The organism is Plasticicumulans sp. (assembly GCF_035331805.1).
Classification (GTDB): Bacteria; Pseudomonadota; Gammaproteobacteria; order Competibacterales; family Competibacteraceae; genus Plasticicumulans.
The window spans coordinates 1-22306 of sequence record NZ_DAOLKE010000007.1 but is presented as its reverse complement, the minus strand read 5'-3'; the positions used below and the strand labels follow the sequence as shown (position 1 = coordinate 22306).

Here is a 22306-nt window from a genome sequence, read left to right as displayed (position 1 = left end):
GCCCGGCGGGGGGCTTCAGGACTGGCAGCACGCGCAGAAGTAGGTCGATCGGCCGGTCTGGCGGATCTGCACGATCGGTGCGCCGCAGCTGCGGCAGGGCTGGCCGGCGCGGTCGTAGACGCGCAGCTGCTGGCGGAAATAGCCGGGTTTGCCCTCGACGCCGACGAAGTCGCGCAGCGTCGTGCCGCCCTCGGCGATCGCGGCTTCGAGCACCTGACGGATCGCCGCCACCAGCCGCAGCCAGGCCGGCGGCGTGACGCTGCCGGCCGGCCGGCGCGGATCGATGCCGGCGAGAAACAGCGCCTCGGACGCGTAGATGTTGCCGACGCCGACGACGACGTGGCTGTCCATGATGAAGCTCTTGACCGCCTGGCTGCGGCCGGCGGCGCGCGCAGCCAGGCCCCCGGCCGTGAAGCCGGGGCCTAGCGGCTCGGGGCCGAGATGCGCGAGCAGCGGATGCGCGTGCGGCTCGGGGCCGGCCCACAGCGCGGCGCCGAAGCGGCGCGGGTCGGTGAGGCGCAGGCAGAGGCCGTCGTCGAGCAGCAGGTCGAGATGCTCGTGGCGGCCGGGCGGCGTGCTCGCGGGCAGGATGCGCAGGCTGCCGGACATGCCGAGGTGCAGCAGCGCGAAGCCGAGCGCGTTGCCGAGCAGCAGGTACTTGCCGCGGCGCTCGACGCGTTCGATCACCTGTGCTTCGAGGTTGGCGCCGAACTCCGGCGGCACCGGCCAGCGCAGGCGCGGCTCGCGCACGATCACGCGCGCGATCGTGCGTCCGAGCAGGTGCGGCGCGATGCCGCGGCGCGTGGTTTCGACTTCGGGCAGTTCGGGCATCGGGGCCGAGGGAGCAGCGCGGAAGGCGGCGGACAAGAAAAAACCCGCCGCAGCGGGTCTTTTCGTCAGCGGGCCGCGGCGCGGCTCACTTGATCTTGGCTTCCTTGAACAGCACGTGCTGGCGGACGACCGGATCGAACTTCTTCAGTTCGAGCTTGCCGGGCATCGTGCGCTTGTTCTTGGTGGTGGTGTAGAAGTAGCCGGTGCCGGCCGTCGAGACGAGCTTGATCTTGTCGCGCATGACGAATTCCCCGGGGGTTGGCTCAGACGTTCACGCCGCGGCCGCGCAGGTCGGCCAGCACGGCATCGATGCCCTTCTTGTCGATGACGCGCATGCCGGCGCTCGACACGCGCAGGCGCACGAAGCGGTTCTCGCTCTCGACCCAGAAGCGGTGCTCGTGCAGGTTCGGCAGGAAGCGGCGACGCGTCTTGTTGTTCGCGTGCGAGACGTTGTTACCGGTGATCGGACCCTTGCCGGTCACCTGACAGACTCTGGACATGGAAAAAGCCTCCGTAAAATGCGCGCCCGCCGCGTCAGGGCAGGCGTATGCCGCCACCGTTCGGCACCGGCGGCGGACGAGTGTGCGGATTGCGGCGACCGCCGGATACCCGGGCGGACCGCGAAAGGCGGGCTTTATAGCAGAGCCCGCCGGCGGGCGGCAAGGCGGATCACAGCAGTCCGCGCTCGGCGAAGGACACCGACTGACCGTCGCCGATGACGAAGTGATCGATCACGCGCACGTCGATCAGCGCCAGCGCCTCCTTCAGGCGCAGCGTGATCGATTCGTCGGCGCGGCTCGGCTCGGCGACGCCGGACGGATGGTTGTGCGCGAGGATCAGCGCCGCGGCGTTGTGGTGCAGCGCGCGCTTCACCACCTGGCGCGGATGCACCGAGGTGCCGTCGATGGTGCCGTGGAAGAGTTCCTCGTAGGCGATCACGCGGTGGCGCGTGTCGAGGAACAGCACCGCGAACACCTCGTGCGGCTGATGGCGAAGCCTCGCCGTCAGGTAGCGGCGCGTGTGCGTGACGCTTGCGAGCGCATCGCCGCGCGTCAGCGTCGATTCGAGGTGGCGGCTCGCGAGTTCGAGCACGGCCTGCAGCTGCACGTACTTGGCCTCGCCGAGTCCCGGGCCGCTGCAGAAGCTCCGCAGGTCGGCTTCGAGCAGCGCGCGCAGGCTGCCGAACTGCACGAGCAGCTCGCGCGCCAGATCGACCGCGCTTTTGCCGGGCATGCCGGTGCGCAGGAAGATCGCGAGCAGCTCGGCATCGGACAGCGCCTGCGCGCCGCGTGCGAGCAGTTTCTCGCGCGGGCGCTCGTCGGCAGGCCAGTCACGGATCGACATCGGGTTCACCTCCCTGTGCTCGACAAAACGCGGGGGCATAGCGCGTGGCTATCGCAGCGATGCGGATTTTCGAATGGTGAATCCCCGGATCGCTTCTAGAGTCTAGGCCGCACCCGTCAGGGGTGCGCCGGTTCGCCATCGCAGCGACCGGCGTCTTGCCTTCGGGCAGCCTGCCATCGCAATGAGTGAGAGGTGAGAGTCGTGGATCTGAAGGGCAGTCAGACCGAGAACAACCTGAAGGCTGCGTTTGCCGGCGAATCCCAGGCCAACCGCCGCTACCTGTATTTCGCAGCCAAGGCCGATGTCGAGGGCTACAACGACGTGTCGGCGGTGTTCCGCTCGACCGCCGAAGGCGAGACCGGCCACGCGCACGGCCACCTCGAATACCTCGAAGCCAGCGGCGACCCGGCCACCGGCCTGCCGATCGGCCCGACCGCCTCGAACCTGAAGGCCGCGATCGCCGGCGAGACGCACGAGTACACCGACATGTACCCGGGCATGGCGCGCACCGCCCGCGAGGAGGGCTTCGAGGAGATCGCCGACTGGTTCGAGACGCTCGCCAAGGCCGAGCGCTCGCACGCGAACCGCTTCCAGAAGGCGCTCGATCAGCTCTGAGCGCCGGCGCGAGCGCGCCGGTGTCCCGTCCGTTCGCGAGTTCGGGGCCGCCGTGACGCGGCCCCGATGCGTTTCGTGCCGGTGCGGCTCACGCTGCACGAGGAGGCCTTCCCATGTCCGCGCCCGTCAACCTCCACCGCGAAGGCAGCCTCGAAGCGCCGACGCGACATCCGCTGGACTGGAAGAACCCGCAGTTCCACGACGAGGCCGCGACGCTCGCGGAGATGCAGCGCGTGTTCGACATCTGCCACGGCTGCCGGCGCTGCGTGAGCCTCTGCAATGCCTTCCCGACCCTGTTCGATCTGGTCGACAACAGCACGACGCAGGAACTCGACGGTGTCGCGAAGCGTGATTACTGGCAGGTCGCCGATCACTGCTATCTGTGCGACCTCTGCTACATGACCAAATGCCCGTACGTGCCGCCGCATCCGTGGGCGCTCGATTTCCCGCACCTGATGCTGCGCGCCAAGGCCGTGCGCTACCGCCAGGGCGAGGTCAGCCTGCGCGACCGCGTGCTGACCTCGACGCGCACGGTCGGGGCGCTCGCCGGCATTCCGGTGGTCGCCGAAGCCGTCAACCGCGTCAATGCCATGGCGCCGCTGCGCAAGGCCATGGAGGCCGTCGCCGGCATCTCGGCCGAAGCCCGGCTGCCGCCCTTCGCCGGCCCGTCGCTGCGCAGCCGGCTGAAGGCGCGCCGCCGGGAAACCCGCCGCGGCACGCCGGCCGGGCGCACGCAGGGGCGGGTGGTGCTGTTCGCGACCTGTTACTGCGATCACAACGAGCCGCACATCGGCGAGGATCTGGTCGCGGTGTTCGAGCACAACGGCATCCCGGTCGCCAGCACGCGCCGCGAACGCTGCTGTGGCATGCCGAAGATGGAGCTCGGCAACCTCGATGCGATCGAGGACTACAAGCGCGTCAACATCGCCGAGCTGCTGCGCTGGGTCGATGCCGGCTGGGACGTGGTCGCGCCGGTGCCCTCGTGCGTGCTGATGTTCAAGAGCGAACTGCCGCTGCTGTTCCCGGACGACGGCGAGGTGCGCCGCGTCGCGCAGGCGGTGTTCGATCCGTTCGAGTACCTGATGCTGCGCCACCGCGCCGGGCTGCTGCGCACCGACTTCCGCCAGCCGCTCGGCAAGATCGCCTATCACGTGCCCTGTCACCTGCGCGTGCAGAACATGGGCCTGAAGAGCCGCGAACTGCTGAGCCTGATCCCCGGCACCGAGGTCGAGGCGATCGAGCGCTGCTCGGGCCACAACGGTACCTACGCCGTGAAGGCCGAGACGCATGGCTGTTCGGTGAAGATCGGCCGGCCGGTGTTCCGGCGCGTGCAGGACGCAAAGGCCGATCACTACGGCAGCGACTGCCCGATGGCCGGCACGCACATCGCCGAGGGCGTCGCCGACGGCCGCGCCCCGGAGCATCCGCTGAGCCTGCTGCGGCTCGCCTACGGCCTCTGACGGGGAATGCCATGACCGCCCTGACCCGCGCCGACCTGCTGAGTCTCGAACGCTATGCCGTCGAGCGCCCGGCCTTCCGCGCCCGCGTGATCGCGCACAAGAAGCGCCGCCAGCTCGCGCTCGGTGCGCACCTGACGCTCTGCTTCGAGGACCGCCTGACCATCCAGTACCAGGTCCAGGAGATGCTGCGCATCGAGCGCATCTTCGAGCCCGGGGGCATCGACGACGAGCTGGCCGCCTACAACCCGCTGATCCCGGACGGGCGCAACTGGAAGGCGACGCTGCTGCTCGAATATCCGGACGTCGACGAGCGGCGCGCGGCACTGTCCGTGCTGGTCGGCATCGAGACCCGGGTCTGGTTCGAGGTCGCCGGCCATGCGCGCGTGTTCGCGATCGCCGATGAGGACCTCGAACGCAGCCGTGCCGACAAGACCTCGTCGGTGCATTTCCTGCGCTTCGAACTCGACGCCCCGATGGTCGGGGCGCTGCGTACCGGCGCGGCCCTGTCGGCAGGGGTCGATCATCCGGCGTATGCCGCCGCGATCGAGGTCGGGGGCGGGCTGCGCGAAGCCCTGCTCGCCGATCTCGCCTGAGCCTGAGCAGCGCCTGCGTCATTGCGGCCATTCCGTTTGTGTCATGCCGGCATCGCTTTCTGTCGCAGCCGTTCGGCATCCGGCAGCGGCCGGGTTAGCATCGCGTCCCCGACCACCATCGACCGACAGGAACCAAACCGATGGATCATCCGACCGGAGCGGTGCGCGCCCTGGCCCTGGCGGCCGTGCTCACGAGCGCACCCGTGTTCGCCGTGGATCGCATCACGCTGGAATTTGGTGCCGGCGATGACGACACACCGAGCTTCGGTGTCGCCGTATCGCGGGACTGGGACGCGCGCTGGTTCGACAGCGGCGACTGGTATCTCGGCGGCTACTGGGAGCTCGGCGTGTCGCGCTGGTTCGCCGATGACGACCGGGCCGGGGCCCACGACATCAACCAGATCGGCCTGACGCCGGTGTTCCGCCTGCAGGAGCGCCAGCCCGGTGCGTTCTCGCCGTATGCCGAGATCGGCATCGGCGTGCATTTCCTGTCGAGCACGCGGCTGAACGACGAGCGCAAGTTCGGCTCCAGCTTCCAGTTCGGCGACCACGTCGGCATCGGTTTCACGTTCGGTCCGGATCAGGCCTACGACCTCGGCTACCGCTTCCAGCACCTGTCGAACGCCGGCCTGAACAGCGAGAATTCCGGCATCAACTTCCACGAACTGCGCTTCGGCATGCGCCTGCCCTGAGCGCGGGCCCAAGCCGGTCCGCCGTCGCGTCGTTTCCCCGTCCGTCCGGAGTCCGCCCGTGTCCAGTTCCGAACCCCGCCGCGTGCTGCTCGGTGTCACCGGCGGCATCGCCGCCTACAAGAGTGTCGATCTGGTGCGGCGGCTGCGCGAGACCGGCGCCGAGGTGCAGGTGGTCATGACCGCCGGCGCCACCGCCTTCGTGACGCCGCTGAGCTTCCAGGCCGTTTCCGGCCGGCCGGTGCGCATCGAGCTGCTCGACCCGGCGGCCGAGGCCGGCATGGGGCACATCGAGCTTGCGCGCTGGGCCGAGCTGATCCTGATCGCGCCGGCTTCGGCCGACTTCCTCGCCCGGCTCGCCGCCGGTTTCGCCGATGACCTGCTCGCGACGCTGTGCCTCGCCACCGACCGGCCGATCGCGGTCGCGCCGGCCATGAACCGGCTGATGTGGGCCAATGCCGCCACGCAGGACAACCTCGCGCGGCTGCAGGCGCGCGGCGTGCAGGTCTGGGGGCCGGCGAGCGGCGACCAGGCCTGCGGCGAGGTCGGGGCCGGGCGCATGCTCGAAGCCCTGCAGCTGCGCGAGCGGGTGCTCGCGCATTTCAGGCCTGACACGCGGCTGGCCGGCCAGCGCGTGCTGATCACGGCCGGGCCGACGCGCGAGCCGCTCGATCCGGTGCGCTTCATCACCAACCGCTCGACCGGCAAGCAGGGCTTCGCGCTGGCGGCGGCCTGCGCGGCGGCCGGGGCCGAAGTGACGCTGGTCGCAGGTCCGGTGACGCTGGCAACTCCGGATGGCGTGCGGCGCGTCGATGTCGAATCGGCGGCCGAGATGCACGCGGCCGTGCTCGAACGCGCGCCGGCGAGCGAGATCTTCATCGCCACGGCCGCGGTCGCCGACTACCGCGCCGCGGCACCGGCCGAGCGCAAGATCAAGAAATCCGCCGATACGCTGTCGATCGAACTCGTGCGCAATCCCGACATCCTCGCTGCCGTTGCCGCGCTCGCCGCCGGCCGGCCGTTCTGCGTCGGCTTCGCGGCCGAGACCCACGACGTGATCGCGTATGCGCTCGACAAGCTCGCGCGCAAGCGCCTCGACCTGATCTGCGCCAACGAGGTCGGCGGCGGCAAGGGCTTCGAGGCCGACGACAATGCGCTGCACGTGCTCTGGAACGGCGGCCGGCGCGACCTGCCGCTGGCCGGCAAGACCGAGCTGGCGCGGGCGCTGGTCGACGTGATCATCGAACGCTACACGGCCGGCCGTCCCGCGGCCTGAACGAACCCGCAAGACCCGTTGCCATCCATTGGCCCTCCATGCACACGATCCAGCTGAAGATCCTCGATCCGCGCCTCGGTGATTCGATCCCGCTGCCGGCCTACGCGACCGACGGCGCCGCCGGCATGGACCTGCGCGCCGCGCTCGAAGCCGCGCTCGTCGTCGAGCCCGGCAGCACGCACCTGATCCCGACCGGGCTTGCGCTGCACATCGGCGACCCGGGGCTGGCGGCGGTGCTGCTGCCGCGCTCCGGGCTCGGCCACAAACACGGCATCGTGCTCGGCAATCTGGTCGGGCTGATCGATTCGGACTATCAGGGCCAGCTCTACGTGTCGCTCTGGAACCGCGGCCGCGAGCCGTTCACGATCGGAGTCGGCGAGCGCATCGCGCAGCTCGTCATCGTGCCGGTCGTGCGCGCGCAGTTCGAAGTCGTCGATGCCTTCGGCGACTCGGCGCGCGGAGCCGGCGGGTTCGGCCATACCGGGCGGCATTGAGCATGGATTTTCCGGCACATCTGTTCCGTGAGTACGACATCCGCGGCCGCGCCGGCAGCGAGCTGTCGCCGGCCTTCGCCTACGAACTCGGCCAGGCCTTCGGCAGCGAGGCGCTCGCGCGCGGCGAGGGGCTGGTGGTCACCGGTCATGACGCGCGCCGCTCCAGCCCGAGCCTGGCGCTGGCGCTGCGCGAAGGGCTGATGGCGAGCGGCATCGATGTCTACGATGCCGGGCTGGTGACGACGCCGGCGCTGTACTTCGCGACCCAGGGCGTCTCGCCGGCGCTGCCGACGCGCGCCGGCGTCATGGTCACCGGCTCGCACAACCCGCCGCCCGACAACGGCTTCAAGCTCGTGCTCGACGGGGCGGCGCTGTACGGGACGGCGATCGGCGCGCTGCGCCAGCGCATGCAGGCGCGCGACTATGCGGCCGGCCGCGGCCGCGAGCGCCGCCTCGACCTGCTGCCCGAGTACCTCGATCGCCTCGTTGCCGGCTTCGCGCCGCTTTCGCAGCCGCTGCGCGTCGTCGTCGATGCCGGCAACGGCGTCGCCGGGCTGACGGCGCCTGCGGCGCTGCGCCGGCTCGGCTGCGAAGTCATCGAACTCTACTGCGAGCCGGACGGGCGCTTTCCGAACCATCATCCGGACCCGCTGGTGCCGGCCAACCTCGAAGCCCTGTGTGCGCGCGTGCGCGAAACCGGGGCGGCGCTCGGGCTCGCCTTCGACGGCGATGCCGACCGGCTCGGCGTGGTCACGGCGCGCGGCGGGATCGTCTGGCCGGATCGCGTGATGATGGCGCTCGCCGCCGGAGTGCTGCGCGCGCAGCCGGGCGCGACCATCGTCTTTGACGTGAAGTGCAGCTCCCGGCTCGGCGTGCTGATCGAGCGCCTCGGCGGGCACGCGGAGTGCTGGAAGACCGGTCACAGCCTGATCAAGGCCCGACGCGCCGAACTCGCGGCACCGTTCGCCGGCGAGTACAGCGGGCATCTGTGCTTCGCCGACTGGTACGGGCTCGACGATGCGCTGTACGCGGCGCTCCGGCTGGTGACGCTGCTCGTCGCCGATGGCCGCGACAGCGATGCGCTGTTCGCCGATCACCCGGTTGGCGTGTCGACGCCCGAACTGCGCATCGCCTGCGCCGATCCCCATGCCCTGGCCGCGCAGCTCCAGACGCTCGACTGGGAGGGCGCACGGCGGGTGACGATCGACGGCGTGCGCGCCGAATGGCCGGATGGCTGGGCGCTGGTGCGCGCCTCGAACACCGAATCCTGCCTCGTGCTGCGGCTCGAAGCCGACGATGCCGATACACTCGCCGCGATCCGCGCCCGCGTGGCCGCGCGCCTCGCCGCCGTCGATCCGGCGCTGGCGCTGCCCTGAACGCGCCGCGCGCCGCCGCTGTCCTCTTCCGAACGTCCGCCGAGGTACCGAAGCGATGGCCCTGACCGCCGATGCGGCGATGAACGTCGCCCACATCCTTTCCGAAGCCCTGCCGTACATCCAGCGCTACCGCGGCAAGACCATCGTCATCAAGTTCGGCGGCAACGCCATGGAAACCGAGGACGTGCAGTCGAGCTTCGCGCGCGACGTGGTGCTGATGAAGACCGTCGGCATCAACCCGGTCGTCGTGCACGGCGGCGGTCCGCAGATCGGCATGCTGCTGAAGGCGCTCGGCAAGGAAAGCCGCTTCGTCGACGGCCTGCGCGTCACCGATGCCGAGACCATGGACGTGGTCGAGATGGTGCTCGGCGGCCTCGTCAACAAGCAGATCGTCAGCCTGATCAACCGCCACGGCGGCAAGGCCGTCGGCCTGAGCGGCAAGGACGCCGACCTGATCCGCGCGCGCAAGCTCGAATACAGCCGCAAGACCCCGGAGATGGACGCGCCCGAGATCATCGACCTCGGCCACGTCGGCGAGGTGCAGTCGATCGACACCTCGGTCATCGAGATGCTGGTGCGCGGCGACTTCATCCCGGTCATCGCGCCGACCGGCGTCGGCCCGGACGGGCGCGCGTACAACATCAACGCCGACACGGTCGCCGGCAAGGTCGCCGAGGCGCTGCGCGCCGAGAAGTTCATGCTGCTGACCAACATCAGCGGCATCCTCGACAAGGAGGGCAAGCTGCTGACCGGCCTGTCGGCGCGCCAGGTCGATGACCTGATCGGCGACGGCACGATCTACGGCGGCATGCTGCCGAAGGTGCGCTGCGCGCTCGACGCGGTGCGCGGCGGTGTCAGGACCTCGCTGATCCTCGACGGCCGCGTGCCGCACTCGGTGCTGGTGGAGCTGTTCACCGACGAGGGCATCGGCACGCTGATCCGCGGCTGAGGGCATAGCAGCGGCCTATCGCCGGCCTGCCGAGAATCAATTTCATTCAAACGCGGTGGCGGTCCAGTCTGGGCGCATATCCAGCCCGCCGAGGACCGCCGCCATGATCGCCGCCAGCCTGCATGCCCTCCTGCGTTTCGCGCTGACCTGGCTGGTCGCCGGCGTGCTGAGTGCGAGCACGGCGACCGGGCTCGCGATCGCGCTGGTGCTGCCGCTCGCGCTGTCGGTCGCCGGCCGGCTGCCGCGGCTGCGTCCGGTGCACCGCGCGCCGCCGGTCGTGCGCAGCGGCCGCTTGCAGTACCTCGCCTGAAGCCTGGCGCGCGGCTGGCAGGCATGACCGCTGGCGTCCGTCGTCTTTCCGGCCGCCGGGTGCGAAGAAGGGAGAAGACGATGGAAAGGACATGCTGCGCCTGATCCACACCGCTGACTGGCACCTCGGTCACACGCTGCACGGCCTGTCGCGCGAGGCCGAGCACCAGGCCTTTCTCGACTGGCTGCTCGATGCGCTCGAACGCGAAGCGGCCGATGCGCTGGTCATTGCCGGCGACGTGTTCGACTCGGCCAATCCGCCGGCCGCGGCGCAGGCCATGTTCTACCGCTTCCTCGCCGCGGCCCGGATGCGCTGTCCGCAGCTCGACGTGCTGGTGATCGCCGGCAACCACGATTCGGCCGCACGCCTCGATGCGCCGTCACCGCTGCTCGATGGCCTCGGCATCCGCGTCATCGGGGCGCTGCCGCGCACGGCCGCCGGCGACTTCGACGCCCCGCGACTGGTCGTGCCGCTGTACGCGGCAGACGGCCGCGTGGCCGCGCGCGTCGCCGCCGTGCCCTTCCTGCGCCCGGCCGACCTGCCGCCTTGCTCCGAGGCCGAAGACCCGCTGATCGCCGGCGTCGAGGCCGTCTACGCCGATGCCCTCGCCGCCGCGCGCGCGCAGCGCCGGCCCGGTGAGGCGCTGCTCGCGACCGGGCATGCGTATCTGGTCGGCGGACAGCTGTCGGCGCTGTCGGAGCGGCGCATCCTCGGCGGCCACCAGCACGCGCTGCCGGTGGCGCTGTTTCCGGAAGATGTCGCTTACGTCGCGCTCGGGCATCTGCATCTGGCGCAGCGGGTCGCCGGCCGTGACGCAGTGCGCTACGCCGGAGCGCCGCTGCCGTTCGCGTTCGCCGAGAACCGCTATCCGCATCAGGTGCTGCGCGTCGATCTCGACGGCGAGCGGCTGGCAGCGGTGGAGCCGCTGCCGGTGCCGCAGCACCTCGAACTGCTGCGCCGGCCGGGCGATGCAGCGCAGGGGCTCGACGAGGTGCTCGAAGACCTCGCGCAACTCGCCCTCGACCCGGCGCTGCCGCCTGCGCGCTGGCCGTGTCTGGAGGTCAGCGTGCGCCTGGAGCGCCCCGAGCCGGGGCTGCGCCGTCGCATCGAGCTCGCGCTCGACCAGCGGCCGGTGCGGCTGCTGACGGTGGTCGCGCATCACTGCGGTCGCGGCGAGGCGCTCGGCGATGAGTACGGCGAGGCCGCCGGCATCGAGGCCCTGGCCGTCGGGGAAGTCTTCCGGCGCTGTCACGTCAGCCGGTATCGGCAGGAGCCGGACGCGGAGCTGCTGGAGGTCTTCTGCAAGTTGCTGGAAGAGGTGGAGGCCCGGAAATAAAGGGGCAGATCTGTGCGGAGCAGATCAGGTGATGTTGTAGTACAGCAACGAAAGAGGGCGTTTGTTGTAACTATGCTTGTATGTTGCGGCGCGACACGCTATAAAGTCGTCACAAAGTTGCGCTAGCCGCGCGATCCGTTTCCCGACATCCGCACAGGAGATCGAACATGCAGAAGTCCATCGTTGCGCTGGCCGTTGCCGGCGTTCTGGCCGCCTCGGCGGTTGCCCAGGCCGAAACCACGCTGTACGGTTCGGCCCGCATCGGCGTCGAATACGTTCAGGGCAAGGGATCCGGCAAGGATTCCAGCTGGGATGTTGCCAACCAGGCCTCGCGCCTCGGTGTCAAGGGTTCGGAAGACCTGGGTGGCGGTCTGAGTGCGATCTACCAGTACGAGTTCGGCGTCAACATCGACGGCAACGGTACCGGTGCCAACAATCCTTGGGGCCAGCGTCTGAGCTTCGTCGGTCTGCAGGGTGGTTTCGGTACCGTCGCGCTCGGTCGCCAGTACCGTCCGGCCTACACCTTCGTCAGCCAGTACACCGACATCTTCAACGGCAACATCACCAACCCCTACTCGCTGACCTCGAATGACCAGCGCATGGGTAATGCCGTTGCCTACGTGACGCCGACCTTCAGCGGCTTCACCGCCGCTGCGGCCGTCCTGATGGATGGTGCTGCCAACCGTGAAGACGTCGATGCGTTCGAAGCCGGTATCGGCTACAGCAACGGCCCGCTGAACCTCGGCTTCTCGTACTCGTATCAGCCGAAGAACGGCGCCGCTGTTCCCAGCATCGCCAATGCCGGGGGCGCCGAGTTCAGCCACTACGGTATCGGCGGCAGCTATGCCATGGGCCCGTTCTCGGTGGGTGCTTCGTATGAGTACACCGATTTCGACGACAGCGACCTCGGCAGCATCCAGGGCTACGGCGTGGTTCTTGGCTTCGACGTGATGCCGAACACCACGCTGCGTGGCACCTACGGCAACTTCCACATCGACAGCGATGCGCTGTACGACAACCAGGAAATGTGGGGGCTGGGTGTCGAGCACCGTCTGAGCAAGCGCACGATGGTCTACATCGAGTACGTCGACTCCGACCAGACCTACGATGCCGCCACTGCCGGTGCCAAGCCGGGCAGCGACTACACGACGATCGGCATGCGCCACGACTTCTGATCCCGGCGCAGATCGATCCGCTCAGGGGCGCCGTGAGGCGCCCTTGTTGTTTTTGTTGTCTGCTGGCAGCGATGGGGCCGTTCGGGGCCGCCAGCGGTATGCTTGGTTGTGTTGTGCAGGCGGCTAAAGTGTCGTGGGGCTACAACGCAATTTCGCGTGCGGTGTTGCAGCATCGCGACGAATTGTATGTTTTATGCGACGGGCAGTTGCGTTCTTCACCACGCATGTATATAAAGCACGTCAACGAAGCACGTCGTGTAGCTTTGTTGTTCGAGCGCAACACCAACCTGGGAGTGTTACCATGAACAAGTCTATTATCGCTCTGGCCGTTGCCGGCGCGCTGGCTGCCTCCGCTGCGGCACAGGCCGAAACCACCCTGTACGGTTCCGCCCGCATCGGCGTCACCTACACCGATCCTGACAATGCTTCTTCGAACTGGGACGTGACCAATGAAGCGTCGCGCCTGGGCGTCAAGGGTTCGGAAGATCTGGGCGGCGGTCTGAAGGCCATCTACCAGTATGAGTTCGGCGTCAACATCGACGGCAACGGCACGGGCGGCAACAACCCGTGGAACCAGCGCCTGAGCAGCGTCGGCCTGACCGGCGGCTTCGGTACCGTCGTCCTCGGTCGCGTCTGGTCGGCCCCGTACCTGTACGTCGGCAGCCTGACCGACGTGTTCAACCACTCGACCAGCTTCACCAGCATGGGCTGGGACCGCCTGAACTTCTACTCCTCCGGCAATGGTCTGGCGGGTAGCGGTGATCGCATCGGCAACGTCGTCGCCTACATCACCCCGAGCTTCTCGGGCTTCTCGGGTGCAGCGGCGATCGTCATGGACGGTGCGCCGGGTTCCGCTTCGGCGCTGGGTGCTCGTGAAGACGTGGACGCCTATGACATCGCCGGTGGCGGCACGTTCGGCGGCCTGACCGTCGGCGCCAGCTACCGTGACGTGCAGGACGTGTTCGAGCAGTGGGGTGTCGGTGCCTCGTTCAAGTTCGGTTTCGGCCTGACTGTGGCTGCGACCTACAGCTCGCGTGACTACGACACCTCCGGCGTCGGTGATCCGTCTGTCTGGGACGTGATCGGTACCTACGCGTTCGGCAACAACGTCATCCTGGCCGGTTACGCGCAGTACGACTTCGACGACAATCGCGACAACCTGGACGCCTGGAAGCTGGGCTACCAGTACAACCTGTCCAAGCGCACCCGCGTGTTCGCCGAATATGCGGCCGAGAATGGTTTCGGCTTCACGGAAGCGACCCAGACCGACCGCAATGTCTTCTCGGTCGGCATGCGCCACGACTTCTGATCCCGTCTCCTGACGGCATCTGTCCGACGCAACGGGCGCCCTTCGGGGCGCCCGTTTCTTTTTTGGAGATTTGTCCGGTGCAGTCCGGCATGCCGTGCGCGTTGCGCCGGCCTGTCCCGGTCCCGATAATCGCCCGTTCCCTCCGCCGTACCCGCGCCTCCCCGGCGCGCAGCCCCGAGTGGCGCGACATGAACAGCCAGACGACCCGCATCCGCGAGATCCCGTACAACTACACCTCGTTCTCGGACCGCGAGATCGCGATCCGTTACCTCGGCGAGCCGATGTGGCAGACGATCGAGCAGTTGCGGGCCACGCGCCGGACCGGGCGCTCGGCGCGCATGCTGTTCGAGGTGCTCGGCGACCTGTGGGTCATCGACCGCAATCCCTATCTGCAGGACGATCTGCTCGACAACCCGAAGCGTCGCGCCGCGCTGACCGAAGCGTTGCGCCATCGCGTGCGCCAGATGCGCGAGCGCTCCGAAGGCAATGCGCTGGCGCTGGAGCTGATCGCTGGCATCGATGCGGCAATCGCCCGCTTCGAGCGCCAGCTCGACGAGCAGGTCGCGCTGCGCGCGCGCGTCGCGAAGCGGCTCGGACAGGTCACGCGGCGCGACAACGTCCGCTTCGACGGGCTCGCGCGCGTCGCGCACGTCACCGATGCCACCGACTGGCGCGTCGAATATCCGTTCGTCGTGATCTGTCCGGACACCGAGGCCGAAGTCGCGGCCATCGTCTCGGCCTGCATCGAGCTCGGTCTGACCATCGTGCCGCGCGGCGGCGGCACCGGCTACACCGGCGGCGCGATCCCGCTCGATGCGCGCTCGGCGGTCATCAACACCGAAAAGCTCGAAGCGCTGTCGGCGGTCGAATGGCGCGAACTGCCCGGCGTCGACGGGCAGGTTGCGACCGTGCGCGCCGGTGCCGGCGTCGTCACGCGCCGGGTTTCGGATCTGGCCGGCCTGCACGGGCTGGTGTTCGCGGTCGATCCGACCTCGCAGGATGCCTCGACCATCGGCGGCAACATCGCGATGAACGCCGGCGGCAAGAAGGCCGTGCTGTGGGGCACGACGCTCGACAACCTCGTGTCATGGACGATGGTCACGCCCGACGGCCACTGGCTGGAGGTCGAGCGGCTGAACCACAACCTCGGCCGCATCCACGATCAGGAGACCGTGAGCTTCCGGCTGACGCGGCGCGCGGCCGACGGCAGTCCGCTCGGCGAACCCGAAACCCTGTCGATGCCGGGCGCGAGCCTGCGCAAGGCCGGGCTCGGCAAGGATGTCACCGACAAGTTCCTCGGCGGCCTGCCCGGCGTGCAGAAGGAAGGCTGCGACGGCCTGATCACCTCGGGCGTGTTCGTGCTGCACCGGATGCCGAAGCACATCCGCACCGTCTGCCTCGAATTCTTCGGCACCGACCTCGCCGAGGCCGTGCCGGCGATCGTCGAGATCAAGGACTACCTGGATCGCAGGACCGGCGTCGTGATGTCGGGGCTCGAACACCTCGACGAGCGCTACGTGAAGGCGGTCAAGTACACGACCAAGGCGCCGCGCCGCCAGCGCCCGAAGATGGTGCTGATCGCCGACATCGCCTCCGATGACGAACGTCTGGTCGGCGAGGCGGCCTCGCAGGTCGTGCAGCTCGCCAATGCCCGCAACGGCGAGGGCTTCATCGCCGTCAGCGCCGAGGCGCGCAAGCGCTTCTGGCTCGACCGCTCGCGCACGGCGGCGATCTCGCGTCACACCAACGCCTTCAAGATCAACGAGGACGTGGTCATCCCGCTCGATCGCCTGAACGAGTACAACCAGGGCATCGAGCGCATCAACATCGAGCAGTCGATCCGCAACAAGCTGCGCATGATCGATGCCGTGCTCGAATACCTCGCCGGCGAACTGCCCGAGGCGCGCAGCAGCGCCGACTTCGAGGCGAGCGCCGAGGGCGATGCGATCCTCGATGCCAAGCGCGCCGCGGCCCGCGAGCGGCTGACGCTGGTGCGCACGCGCTGGTCGACGCTGCTCGATGCGCTCGATGCGCCGGCCGAGCAGCACGTCGAGCGCCTCGATGCCGACACCTGTGCGCGGCTGCGCCCGGATGACCGCGTGCTCGACCTGCTGCTGCGCCGCGATCTGGTGATTTCGTACCGGCGCGAGGTCGAACGGCCGCTGAAGGACATCTTCGGCGGTCTCGACCACGATGCCGTGCGCCGCCGGCTCGATGCGATCCACGCCGAGATCCGCAACGCCCGGCTGTTCGTCGCGCTGCACATGCACGCCGGCGACGGCAACGTGCACACCAACATCCCGGTGCATTCGAACGACTACGAGATGATGCACGAGGCCGAGCGCGTGGTCGGGCGGATCATGGCGCTCGCGCGCGCGCTCGATGGCGTGATCTCCGGCGAGCACGGCATCGGCCTGACCAAGTTCCAGTACCTCGATGCCGCCGCCGTCGACGCCTTCGCCCGCTACAAGCAGGCGATCGATCCGCAGGGGCACTTCAACCGCGGCAAGCTGCTCGCCGGCTCCGGGCTCGACAACGCCTACACGCCGTCGCTGCGCCTCGTGCAGCAGGAGGCGCTGATCCTCGAACAGAGCGAACTCGGCGCGCTGAACGAGGACATCAAGAACTGCCTGCGCTGCGGCAAGTGCAAGCCGGTGTGCACGACGCATGTGCCGCGTGCCAACCTGCTGTACTCGCCGCGCAACAAGATCCTCGCTACCGGCCTGATCATCGAGGCCTTCCTGTACGAGGAGCAGACGCGGCGCGGCCTGTCGGTGCGGCATTTCGACGAGATGAACGATGTCGCCGATCACTGCACGGTCTGCCACAAGTGCGAGAAGCCCTGCCCGGTCGACATCGACTTCGGCGACGTGACCGTGCGCATGCGCAAGATCCTGACCGACCGCGGCCAGAAGCGCACGAGCCTGGCTACGAAGGCCGCGCTCGCGTATCTCAACGCCCGCGATCCGGCCACCGTGCAGGTGCTGCACAAGACCGTCGTCGAATGGGGCGCGAAGGCGCAGCTGCTCGGTTATGAGCTGGCGCGCAAGGTCGGGCTGGCCGGCAAGCCCGAGCAGCCGCCGGCGACCACCGGCGGCATGCCGCTGAAGGCGCAGGTCGTGCATTTCGTGAAAAAGCCGATGCCGCGCGGCCTGCCGAGCCAGACCACGCGCCAGCTGCTCGGCCTCGAGGACCCGAAGCTCGTGCCGATCCTGCGCGACCCGGCGAAGCTCGGGGATGACAGCGACGCGGTGTTCTACTTCCCGGGCTGCGGATCGGAGCGTCTGTTCAGCCAGGTCGGGCTGGCGACGCTGGCGATGCTCTACGAGGTCGGTGCGCAGACCGTGCTGCCGCCGGGCTATCTCTGCTGCGGTTATCCGCAGAGCGCCAGCGGCCAGCACGCGAAGGGCGAGCAGATCAGCACCGAGAACCGCGTGCTGTTCCATCGGGTCGCCAACACGCTGAACTATCTCGACATCCGCACCGTGATCGTCTCCTGCGGCACCTGCATGGATCAGCTGCTGAAGTACGAGTTCGAGCGCATCTTCCCGGGCTGCCGGCTGCTCGACATCCACGAGTACCTGATGGAGAAGGGCGTGGCGCTCGACGGCGTGCCGGGCGTGAAGTACCTGTACCACGACCCCTGCCACACGCCGATGAAGATGCACAACCCGGTGCAGGTGACCTCGCGCCTGCTCGGCGGGGCCGAGGTGCTGCTCTCGGATCGCTGCTGCGGCGAGGCCGGCACGATGGCGGTGTCGCGGCCTGACATCGCCACGCAGGTGCGCTTCCGCAAGGAAGAGGAGCTGCGCAAGGGCATCGCGCAGCTGAGCGGGGCCGAACGCGCGGTCGACGGCAACGTCAAGCTGCTGACCTCGTGCCCGGCCTGCCAGCAGGGTCTGAGCCGCTACGCCGACGACACGGGGCTGGCGACCGACTACATCGTCGTCGAGCTCGCCAGTCGCCGGCTCGGCGCCGACTGGCAGCAGGGCTTCATCGAACGCGCGCGCAGCGGCGGCATCGAGCGCGTGCTGCTCTGATCCGGCGCCTCGCCTGCTGCGGCAAGTCTCAGACGACGCAGCAGGCGAGCAGGAAGCCGGTGTCCTCGTCGGTCTGGAACGGCCGGCGCACCGGATTCGGCTGGCACAGGAAGCGGATCGTGAAGCGGTGCCGGCCGCCGCTGATCTCCGGGAACACCCCGGATTCGACGGTGACGCCGACGCGCACCAGCTGCGCCGGCAGCGCCGGATCGAGGCCCTGCTGGTAGAAGCCGGACTGCGCGACCTGCGGATCGGCCTCGGCGGCGGCGCGGATCGTGCGCAGCACGGCTGCCGCGGCGTCACGCCCCGGCAGCAGCGGGGTCAGCCAGCCGTCGAGCTGATCGGCACGGATTTCCGGATCACGGTTCAGCCAGTGGTGCAGCGCCGGCAGGTCGAACGAACACGCACCGCCCGGGATGCTGGCGCGCTGGCGCAGCGCGTTCAGGAATTCGTTGCGGCGGATGTCATCGAGCTGCAGCGCGTCGAGCCGGCGCGCGGCATCGGCGCTGATGGCAAGGTCGCGGATGCTTGCATCGACGGCGGCCGGATCGGCGGCCGTCTCGCGCTGGCGATCGAGCTGCAGGCACAGCCGGTCGGCTTCCTTCAGCAGTTCGGCGCGCACCTCGGCGCGCCCGAGCAGGCCGAGCAGCTCGATCAGGCTTTCGAGCGCGGCCCGCGCCTCCCAGACCGACCAGCCGGCGGCGGCGTGCAGCACTCGCTCGTAGAGGAATTCCAGCCGCAGCAGCACGCGCATGCGCTCGTTCAGCGGCTGTTCGTACCAGACGCAGCGGTCCACGGGGTGACCTCGGCTCCGGAAGGGGGCCGTATTGTCGCGAAGCCGGGCGGGGCCGGCAAACGCCGGATGTCACCGGTGCGCGCCGGGGCGGGGTGTCAAGCGCCGGCGTGCAGGGCCTGGTAACGCCGGTCAAGGGCCGTGACCGCCTCGTTCAGCTGTTCGAGCGTGCCGGTGTTGACCAGCACGTCGTCGGCGGCGGCCAGGCGCTCGGCGCGCGGCATCTGCGCGGCGAGGATCGCATGCGCCATGGATTCATCGCTGCCATCGCGCGCAAGCACACGTTCGAGCTGGGTTTCGGGCGGCACGTCGATGACCAGCACGCGCGAGCACAGCGTGCCGTAGGCGCCGCTTTCGAGCAGCAGCGGCACGACCAGCACGCAGTAGGGCGCACCGCTGCCGGCCAGCGCCGCGACGCGTTCGGCGGCCAGGGCGCGGATGCGCGGATGCGTGATCGCTTCCAGCCGCTGGCGGGCGGCCGCATCGGCAAACACCAGCCGGCGCATCGCGGCACGATCGAGCGCACCGTCGGCCGTCAGCAGCCCGGGGCCGAAGGCGGTGACGATTTCGGCGAGTCCGTCGCTGCCTCTGGCGACGACCTCGCGCGCGAGCAGATCGGTATCGATGACCGGCACGCCGAGCCGCGTGAACGCGGCGGCTGCGGCCGACTTGCCGCTGCCGATGCCGCCGGTCAGGCCGAGCACCCAGGGTTGACGCGCGTTCACAGGCCGACGCTCCGCAGGTAGGCCGTGGTCAGTTCCTGCCCCCACAGCAGCGCGATCCAGCCGGCCGCCGCGAGGAAGGGGCCAAACGGCAGCGGCCGGCCGGCATCAAGTTGCCCCGCCACGCGCAGCAGGATGCCGATGACGGCCCCGACGCCGGCCGAAGCCAGCAGCACGAACGGCAGCTGCATCCAGCCGAGCCAGGCCCCGAGCAGCGCCAGCAGCTTGAAATCGCCGCGGCCCATGCCTTCGCGTCCGGTCAGCAGCCGGAAGACGTGATAGACGCTCCAGAGCACCAGAAAACCGGCCATCGCCCCGATCACCGCATCGCGCAGCGGCACCAGCACCGGCACCAGCGCGAGCGCGAGTCCGGCCCACAGTCCGGGCAGCGTCAGTGCATCGGGCAGCAGGAAGGTGCGCAGGTCGATCACCGCCAGCGCCAGCAGCAGCCAGGTCAGCGCCAGCGCGGCTGGCGTCTGCAGCGACCAGCCGAAGCGCCAGACCACGACGAGCGACAGCAGCCCGCAACCGGCCTCGATCAGCGGATAGCGCAGCGGGATCGGTGCGCCGCAGCCGGCGCAGCGTCCGCGCAGCCACAGCCAGCCGAGCACCGGCAGGTTTTCGAGCGGGCGCACCGGGCGTTCGCAGGCGGGGCAGTGCGAGGGCGGCCACAGCAGGTCGAAGCGCTCCTGCGCGGCCGGGGGCTCGCCGCGCAGTTCGGCGCATTCGGCAGCCCAGGCGCGTTCGAGCATGAGCGGCAGCCGGTGGATCACGACGTTCAGGAAGCTGCCGACGATCAGGCCGAGCAGTGCCACCAGGGTGTACAGCAGCACGGGCTGCGTGGACAGGAGCAGGGACAGTTCGCTCATCGTCGCGGCATCAGACCACCGAGCCCATCTTGAAGATCGGCAGGTACATGGCGATGACCAGACTGCCGACGATGCCGGCCAGCAGTGCCATGACCAGCGGCTCGATCAATGTCGTCAGCATGCCGATCTTGTTGTCGAGCTCTTCCTCGTAGAAATCGGCGACCTTCGCGAGCATGTCGGACAGCGAGCCGGCCTCCTCGCCGATGGCGACCATCTGGACGACCATGTCCGGAAACAGTGCGGTCTGGCGCATCGTGAAGTTCAGCTGCTGGCCCGAGGCCACCGCATCACGCATGTCCAGCACGGCACGCTCATAGACGATATTGCCGGTCGCGCCGGCCACCGAGCGCATCGCATCGACCAGCGGCACGCCGCCACCGAACATTGTCGCCAGCGTGCGCGCGAAGCGGGCATTGGCCGACAGCGCGAAGATGTCGCCGAGAATGGGCATCTTCAGCGAGATGCGGTCCAGGAATTCACGAAAGGCTTTGGAGCGCTTGTGGTATTCGATCAGGCCGACGACCGTGCCGATGATGCTGCCAAAGATCGCCCACCACCATGCCTGGAAGAACCGTGAAATCTCCACGACTATCTTCGTGAACGCCGGCAGGTCGGCACCGAAGCCCTTGAACAGGGACTCGAACTGCGGAATGACGAAGATCATGATGAAGGCCGTGACGATGAAGGCCACGACCAGCACGATCGTCGGGTACAGCAATGCCTTTTTGACCTTGGCCTTGATGCTTTCGGCTTTTTCCTGGTAGATCGCGATCTTGTTCAGGATGCCGTCGAGCACGCCGGCTTCCTCGCCGGCATTGACGAGGTTGCAGTACAGGTTGTCGAACTGCAGCGGATGCTTGCCGAGGGCCGTGGCCAGCGGCAGGCCGCTTTCGACGTCGGTCTTGATCTCTCGGATCAGTTCGCGCAGTTTCAGGTTCTTCGCGCCTGTCACCAGCATGTCGAGTGACTGCACGACCGGCACGCCAGAATTGAGCATCGTCGAAAGCTGGCGCGTGAACAGCATCAGATCGCGCGAGGTGATCTTCTGGCCGAAATCGCCGAGCAGCGGCTTGGGTTTCTTCTTGACCCTGCCCACGACGATGCCCTGCTTGCGCAGTTCACCCTTGACGATGCCGTCGTTCGGTGCGCGCAGTTCGCCTTTCACGCGCTTGCCGCGCTTGTCGACGCCTTCCCACAGGAAGGTCAGGTCCTGTGCGGCGGCTGCTGCCTTGACGGGTGCCCTGGCCACGTTGGATTAGTCCTTGGTCACACGGTTGACTTCATCGAGGCTGGTTACGCCCTGACGGATTTTCAGCAGTCCGGAGTCACGCAGGTCGCGGATGCCTTCGCGTCTGGCCTGATCCGCGATCTGGATCGAGTTGCCGTTGCTCATCATGATCCGGCCCATTTCCTCGGAAATCGGCATGACCTGATAGATGCCGACGCGACCCTTGTAGCCGTTCGTGCACTCTGCACAGCCGACCGGCCGGTAGATGGTCAGGGTGTCGAGTTCATCGGCCTTGAAGCCCAGGTTCAGCAGTTCCTCGTGCGGGATGCCGCGCTGTTCGGTCTTGCAGTTCGGGCAGAGCCGGCGCGCGAGGCGCTGGGCGATGATCAGGCTGACGCTCGATGCGATGTTGTACGGCTCGACGCCCATGTTCATCAGGCGGGTCAGCGTCTGCGGCGCGTCGTTGGTGTGCAGCGTCGACAGCACCATGTGGCCGGTCTGCGCGGCCTTGATCGCGATCTCGGCGGTTTCGAGGTCACGGATCTCGCCGACCATGATGATGTCCGGGTCCTGGCGCAGGAATGCGCGCAGCGCATTGGCGAAGGTCATGCCGGTCTTCAGGTTGACGTTGACCTGGTTGATGCCCGCCAGCTGGATTTCGACCGGATCCTCGGCCGTCGAGATGTTGACCTCGGCGGTGTTGAGGATGTTCAGGGCCGTATACAGCGATACGGTCTTGCCGGAGCCGGTCGGCCCGGTCACGAGCACCATGCCCTGCGGCTTCTTGATCGCGCGCATGAACAGGTCCTTCTGGTCCGGCTCATAGCCGAGTGCGTCGATGCCGAGCTTCGCGGCGCTGGCATCGAGGATGCGCAGCACGACCTTCTCGCCGTACAG

The 22306-nt window shown here is 68.5% G+C and carries 22 protein-coding genes; 13 read left to right on the top strand and 9 right to left on the bottom strand.

What is annotated here, in order from left to right; all coding sequences use genetic code 11:
- Window positions 1–15: 15 nt before the first annotated feature.
- The 4 genes from mutM to radC form a co-directional block, all read right to left on the bottom strand.
- A complete protein-coding gene (gene mutM / locus PKE44_RS01545; RefSeq protein ID WP_324547907.1) occupies window positions 16–831 on the bottom strand; it encodes a bifunctional DNA-formamidopyrimidine glycosylase/DNA-(apurinic or apyrimidinic site) lyase in 816 nt (271 codons plus the stop codon).
- Between the two features lie 85 nt (window positions 832–916).
- A complete protein-coding gene (rpmG, locus tag PKE44_RS01540; RefSeq protein WP_324547895.1) occupies window positions 917–1072 on the bottom strand; it encodes a 50S ribosomal protein L33 in 156 nt (51 codons plus the stop codon).
- A 22-nt stretch (window positions 1073–1094) separates the two neighbouring features.
- Window positions 1095–1331 (bottom strand): 50S ribosomal protein L28, encoded by a 237-nt coding sequence (rpmB, locus tag PKE44_RS01535; protein WP_324547894.1) that lies wholly within the window; start codon window positions 1329–1331, stop codon window positions 1095–1097.
- Between the two features lie 169 nt (window positions 1332–1500).
- On the bottom strand, window positions 1501–2175 hold the full coding sequence (gene radC, locus PKE44_RS01530; protein ID WP_324547893.1) for a DNA repair protein RadC: 675 nt from the start codon (window positions 2173–2175) through the stop codon (window positions 1501–1503).
- Window positions 2176–2376: 201 nt separating this feature from the next.
- Between radC and PKE44_RS01525 the strand changes: the two genes are divergently transcribed.
- The 13 genes from PKE44_RS01525 to PKE44_RS01465 all read left to right on the top strand — a co-directional run bounded on the left by PKE44_RS01525 (window position 2377) and on the right by PKE44_RS01465 (window position 17797).
- Entirely contained in the window at window positions 2377–2790 is a 414-nt protein-coding gene (locus tag PKE44_RS01525) for a rubrerythrin family protein (protein ID WP_324547906.1), read from the top strand.
- Window positions 2791–2903: 113 nt separating this feature from the next.
- Entirely contained in the window at window positions 2904–4250 is a 1347-nt protein-coding gene (locus tag PKE44_RS01520; protein WP_324547892.1) for a heterodisulfide reductase-related iron-sulfur binding cluster, read from the top strand.
- Window positions 4251–4261: 11 nt separating this feature from the next.
- Window positions 4262–4843, top strand: coding sequence for a DUF3501 family protein (locus tag PKE44_RS01515; protein ID WP_324547891.1), 582 nt, complete (start codon window positions 4262–4264; stop codon window positions 4841–4843).
- A 140-nt stretch (window positions 4844–4983) separates the two neighbouring features.
- Window positions 4984–5535, top strand: a complete 552-nt coding sequence (locus PKE44_RS01510; protein WP_324547890.1) for an acyloxyacyl hydrolase — start codon at window positions 4984–4986, stop codon at window positions 5533–5535.
- Window positions 5536–5593: 58 nt separating this feature from the next.
- On the top strand, window positions 5594–6808 hold the full coding sequence (gene coaBC, locus PKE44_RS01505; protein ID WP_324547889.1) for a bifunctional phosphopantothenoylcysteine decarboxylase/phosphopantothenate--cysteine ligase CoaBC: 1215 nt from the start codon (window positions 5594–5596) through the stop codon (window positions 6806–6808).
- A 38-nt stretch (window positions 6809–6846) separates the two neighbouring features.
- Window positions 6847–7302 (top strand): dUTP diphosphatase, encoded by a 456-nt coding sequence (dut, locus tag PKE44_RS01500; RefSeq protein WP_324547888.1) that lies wholly within the window; start codon window positions 6847–6849, stop codon window positions 7300–7302.
- Window positions 7303–7304: 2 nt separating this feature from the next.
- Entirely contained in the window at window positions 7305–8678 is a 1374-nt protein-coding gene (locus PKE44_RS01495; protein ID WP_324547887.1) for a phosphomannomutase/phosphoglucomutase, read from the top strand.
- A gap of 55 nt (window positions 8679–8733) precedes the next feature.
- The gene (gene argB / locus PKE44_RS01490; RefSeq protein ID WP_324547886.1) at window positions 8734–9627 is read left to right on the top strand and encodes an acetylglutamate kinase; all 894 of its coding nucleotides are present in this window, start codon (window positions 8734–8736) and stop codon (window positions 9625–9627) included.
- Between the two features lie 103 nt (window positions 9628–9730).
- On the top strand, window positions 9731–9937 hold the full coding sequence (locus PKE44_RS01485; protein ID WP_324547885.1) for a hypothetical protein: 207 nt from the start codon (window positions 9731–9733) through the stop codon (window positions 9935–9937).
- 91 nt (window positions 9938–10028) lie between these two features.
- On the top strand, window positions 10029–11273 hold the full coding sequence (gene sbcD / locus PKE44_RS01480; protein ID WP_324547884.1) for an exonuclease subunit SbcD: 1245 nt from the start codon (window positions 10029–10031) through the stop codon (window positions 11271–11273).
- A 167-nt stretch (window positions 11274–11440) separates the two neighbouring features.
- On the top strand, window positions 11441–12448 hold the full coding sequence (locus PKE44_RS01475) for a porin (RefSeq protein ID WP_324547883.1): 1008 nt from the start codon (window positions 11441–11443) through the stop codon (window positions 12446–12448).
- A gap of 301 nt (window positions 12449–12749) precedes the next feature.
- On the top strand, window positions 12750–13757 hold the full coding sequence (locus PKE44_RS01470; protein WP_324547882.1) for a porin: 1008 nt from the start codon (window positions 12750–12752) through the stop codon (window positions 13755–13757).
- 188 nt (window positions 13758–13945) lie between these two features.
- Window positions 13946–17797: a DUF3683 domain-containing protein gene (locus PKE44_RS01465; protein ID WP_324547881.1), complete on the top strand. Its 3852-nt coding sequence runs from the start codon at window positions 13946–13948 to the stop codon at window positions 17795–17797.
- A 28-nt stretch (window positions 17798–17825) separates the two neighbouring features.
- Here the strand turns inward: PKE44_RS01465 and zapD are convergent, their stop codons facing one another.
- The 5 genes from zapD to PKE44_RS01440 all read right to left on the bottom strand — a co-directional run.
- Window positions 17826–18593 carry a cell division protein ZapD gene (gene zapD, locus PKE44_RS01460; protein WP_324547880.1) on the bottom strand — a complete coding sequence of 256 codons (768 nt, stop codon included), beginning with the start codon at window positions 18591–18593 and terminating at the stop codon, window positions 17826–17828.
- 95 nt (window positions 18594–18688) lie between these two features.
- A complete protein-coding gene (gene coaE / locus PKE44_RS01455) occupies window positions 18689–19315 on the bottom strand; it encodes a dephospho-CoA kinase (protein WP_324547879.1) in 627 nt (208 codons plus the stop codon).
- The gene (locus tag PKE44_RS01450) at window positions 19312–20181 is read right to left on the bottom strand and encodes an A24 family peptidase (RefSeq protein ID WP_324547878.1); all 870 of its coding nucleotides are present in this window, start codon (window positions 20179–20181) and stop codon (window positions 19312–19314) included. The genes coaE and PKE44_RS01450 overlap by 4 nt, the downstream gene beginning before the upstream one ends.
- Window positions 20182–20191: 10 nt before the next feature.
- Window positions 20192–21430: a type II secretion system F family protein gene (locus PKE44_RS01445; protein ID WP_324547877.1), complete on the bottom strand. Its 1239-nt coding sequence runs from the start codon at window positions 21428–21430 to the stop codon at window positions 20192–20194.
- A gap of 6 nt (window positions 21431–21436) precedes the next feature.
- Window positions 21437–22306, bottom strand: an 870-nt coding sequence (locus PKE44_RS01440) for an ATPase, T2SS/T4P/T4SS family (RefSeq protein WP_324547876.1), incomplete at its 5' end; no start/stop codon positions are given.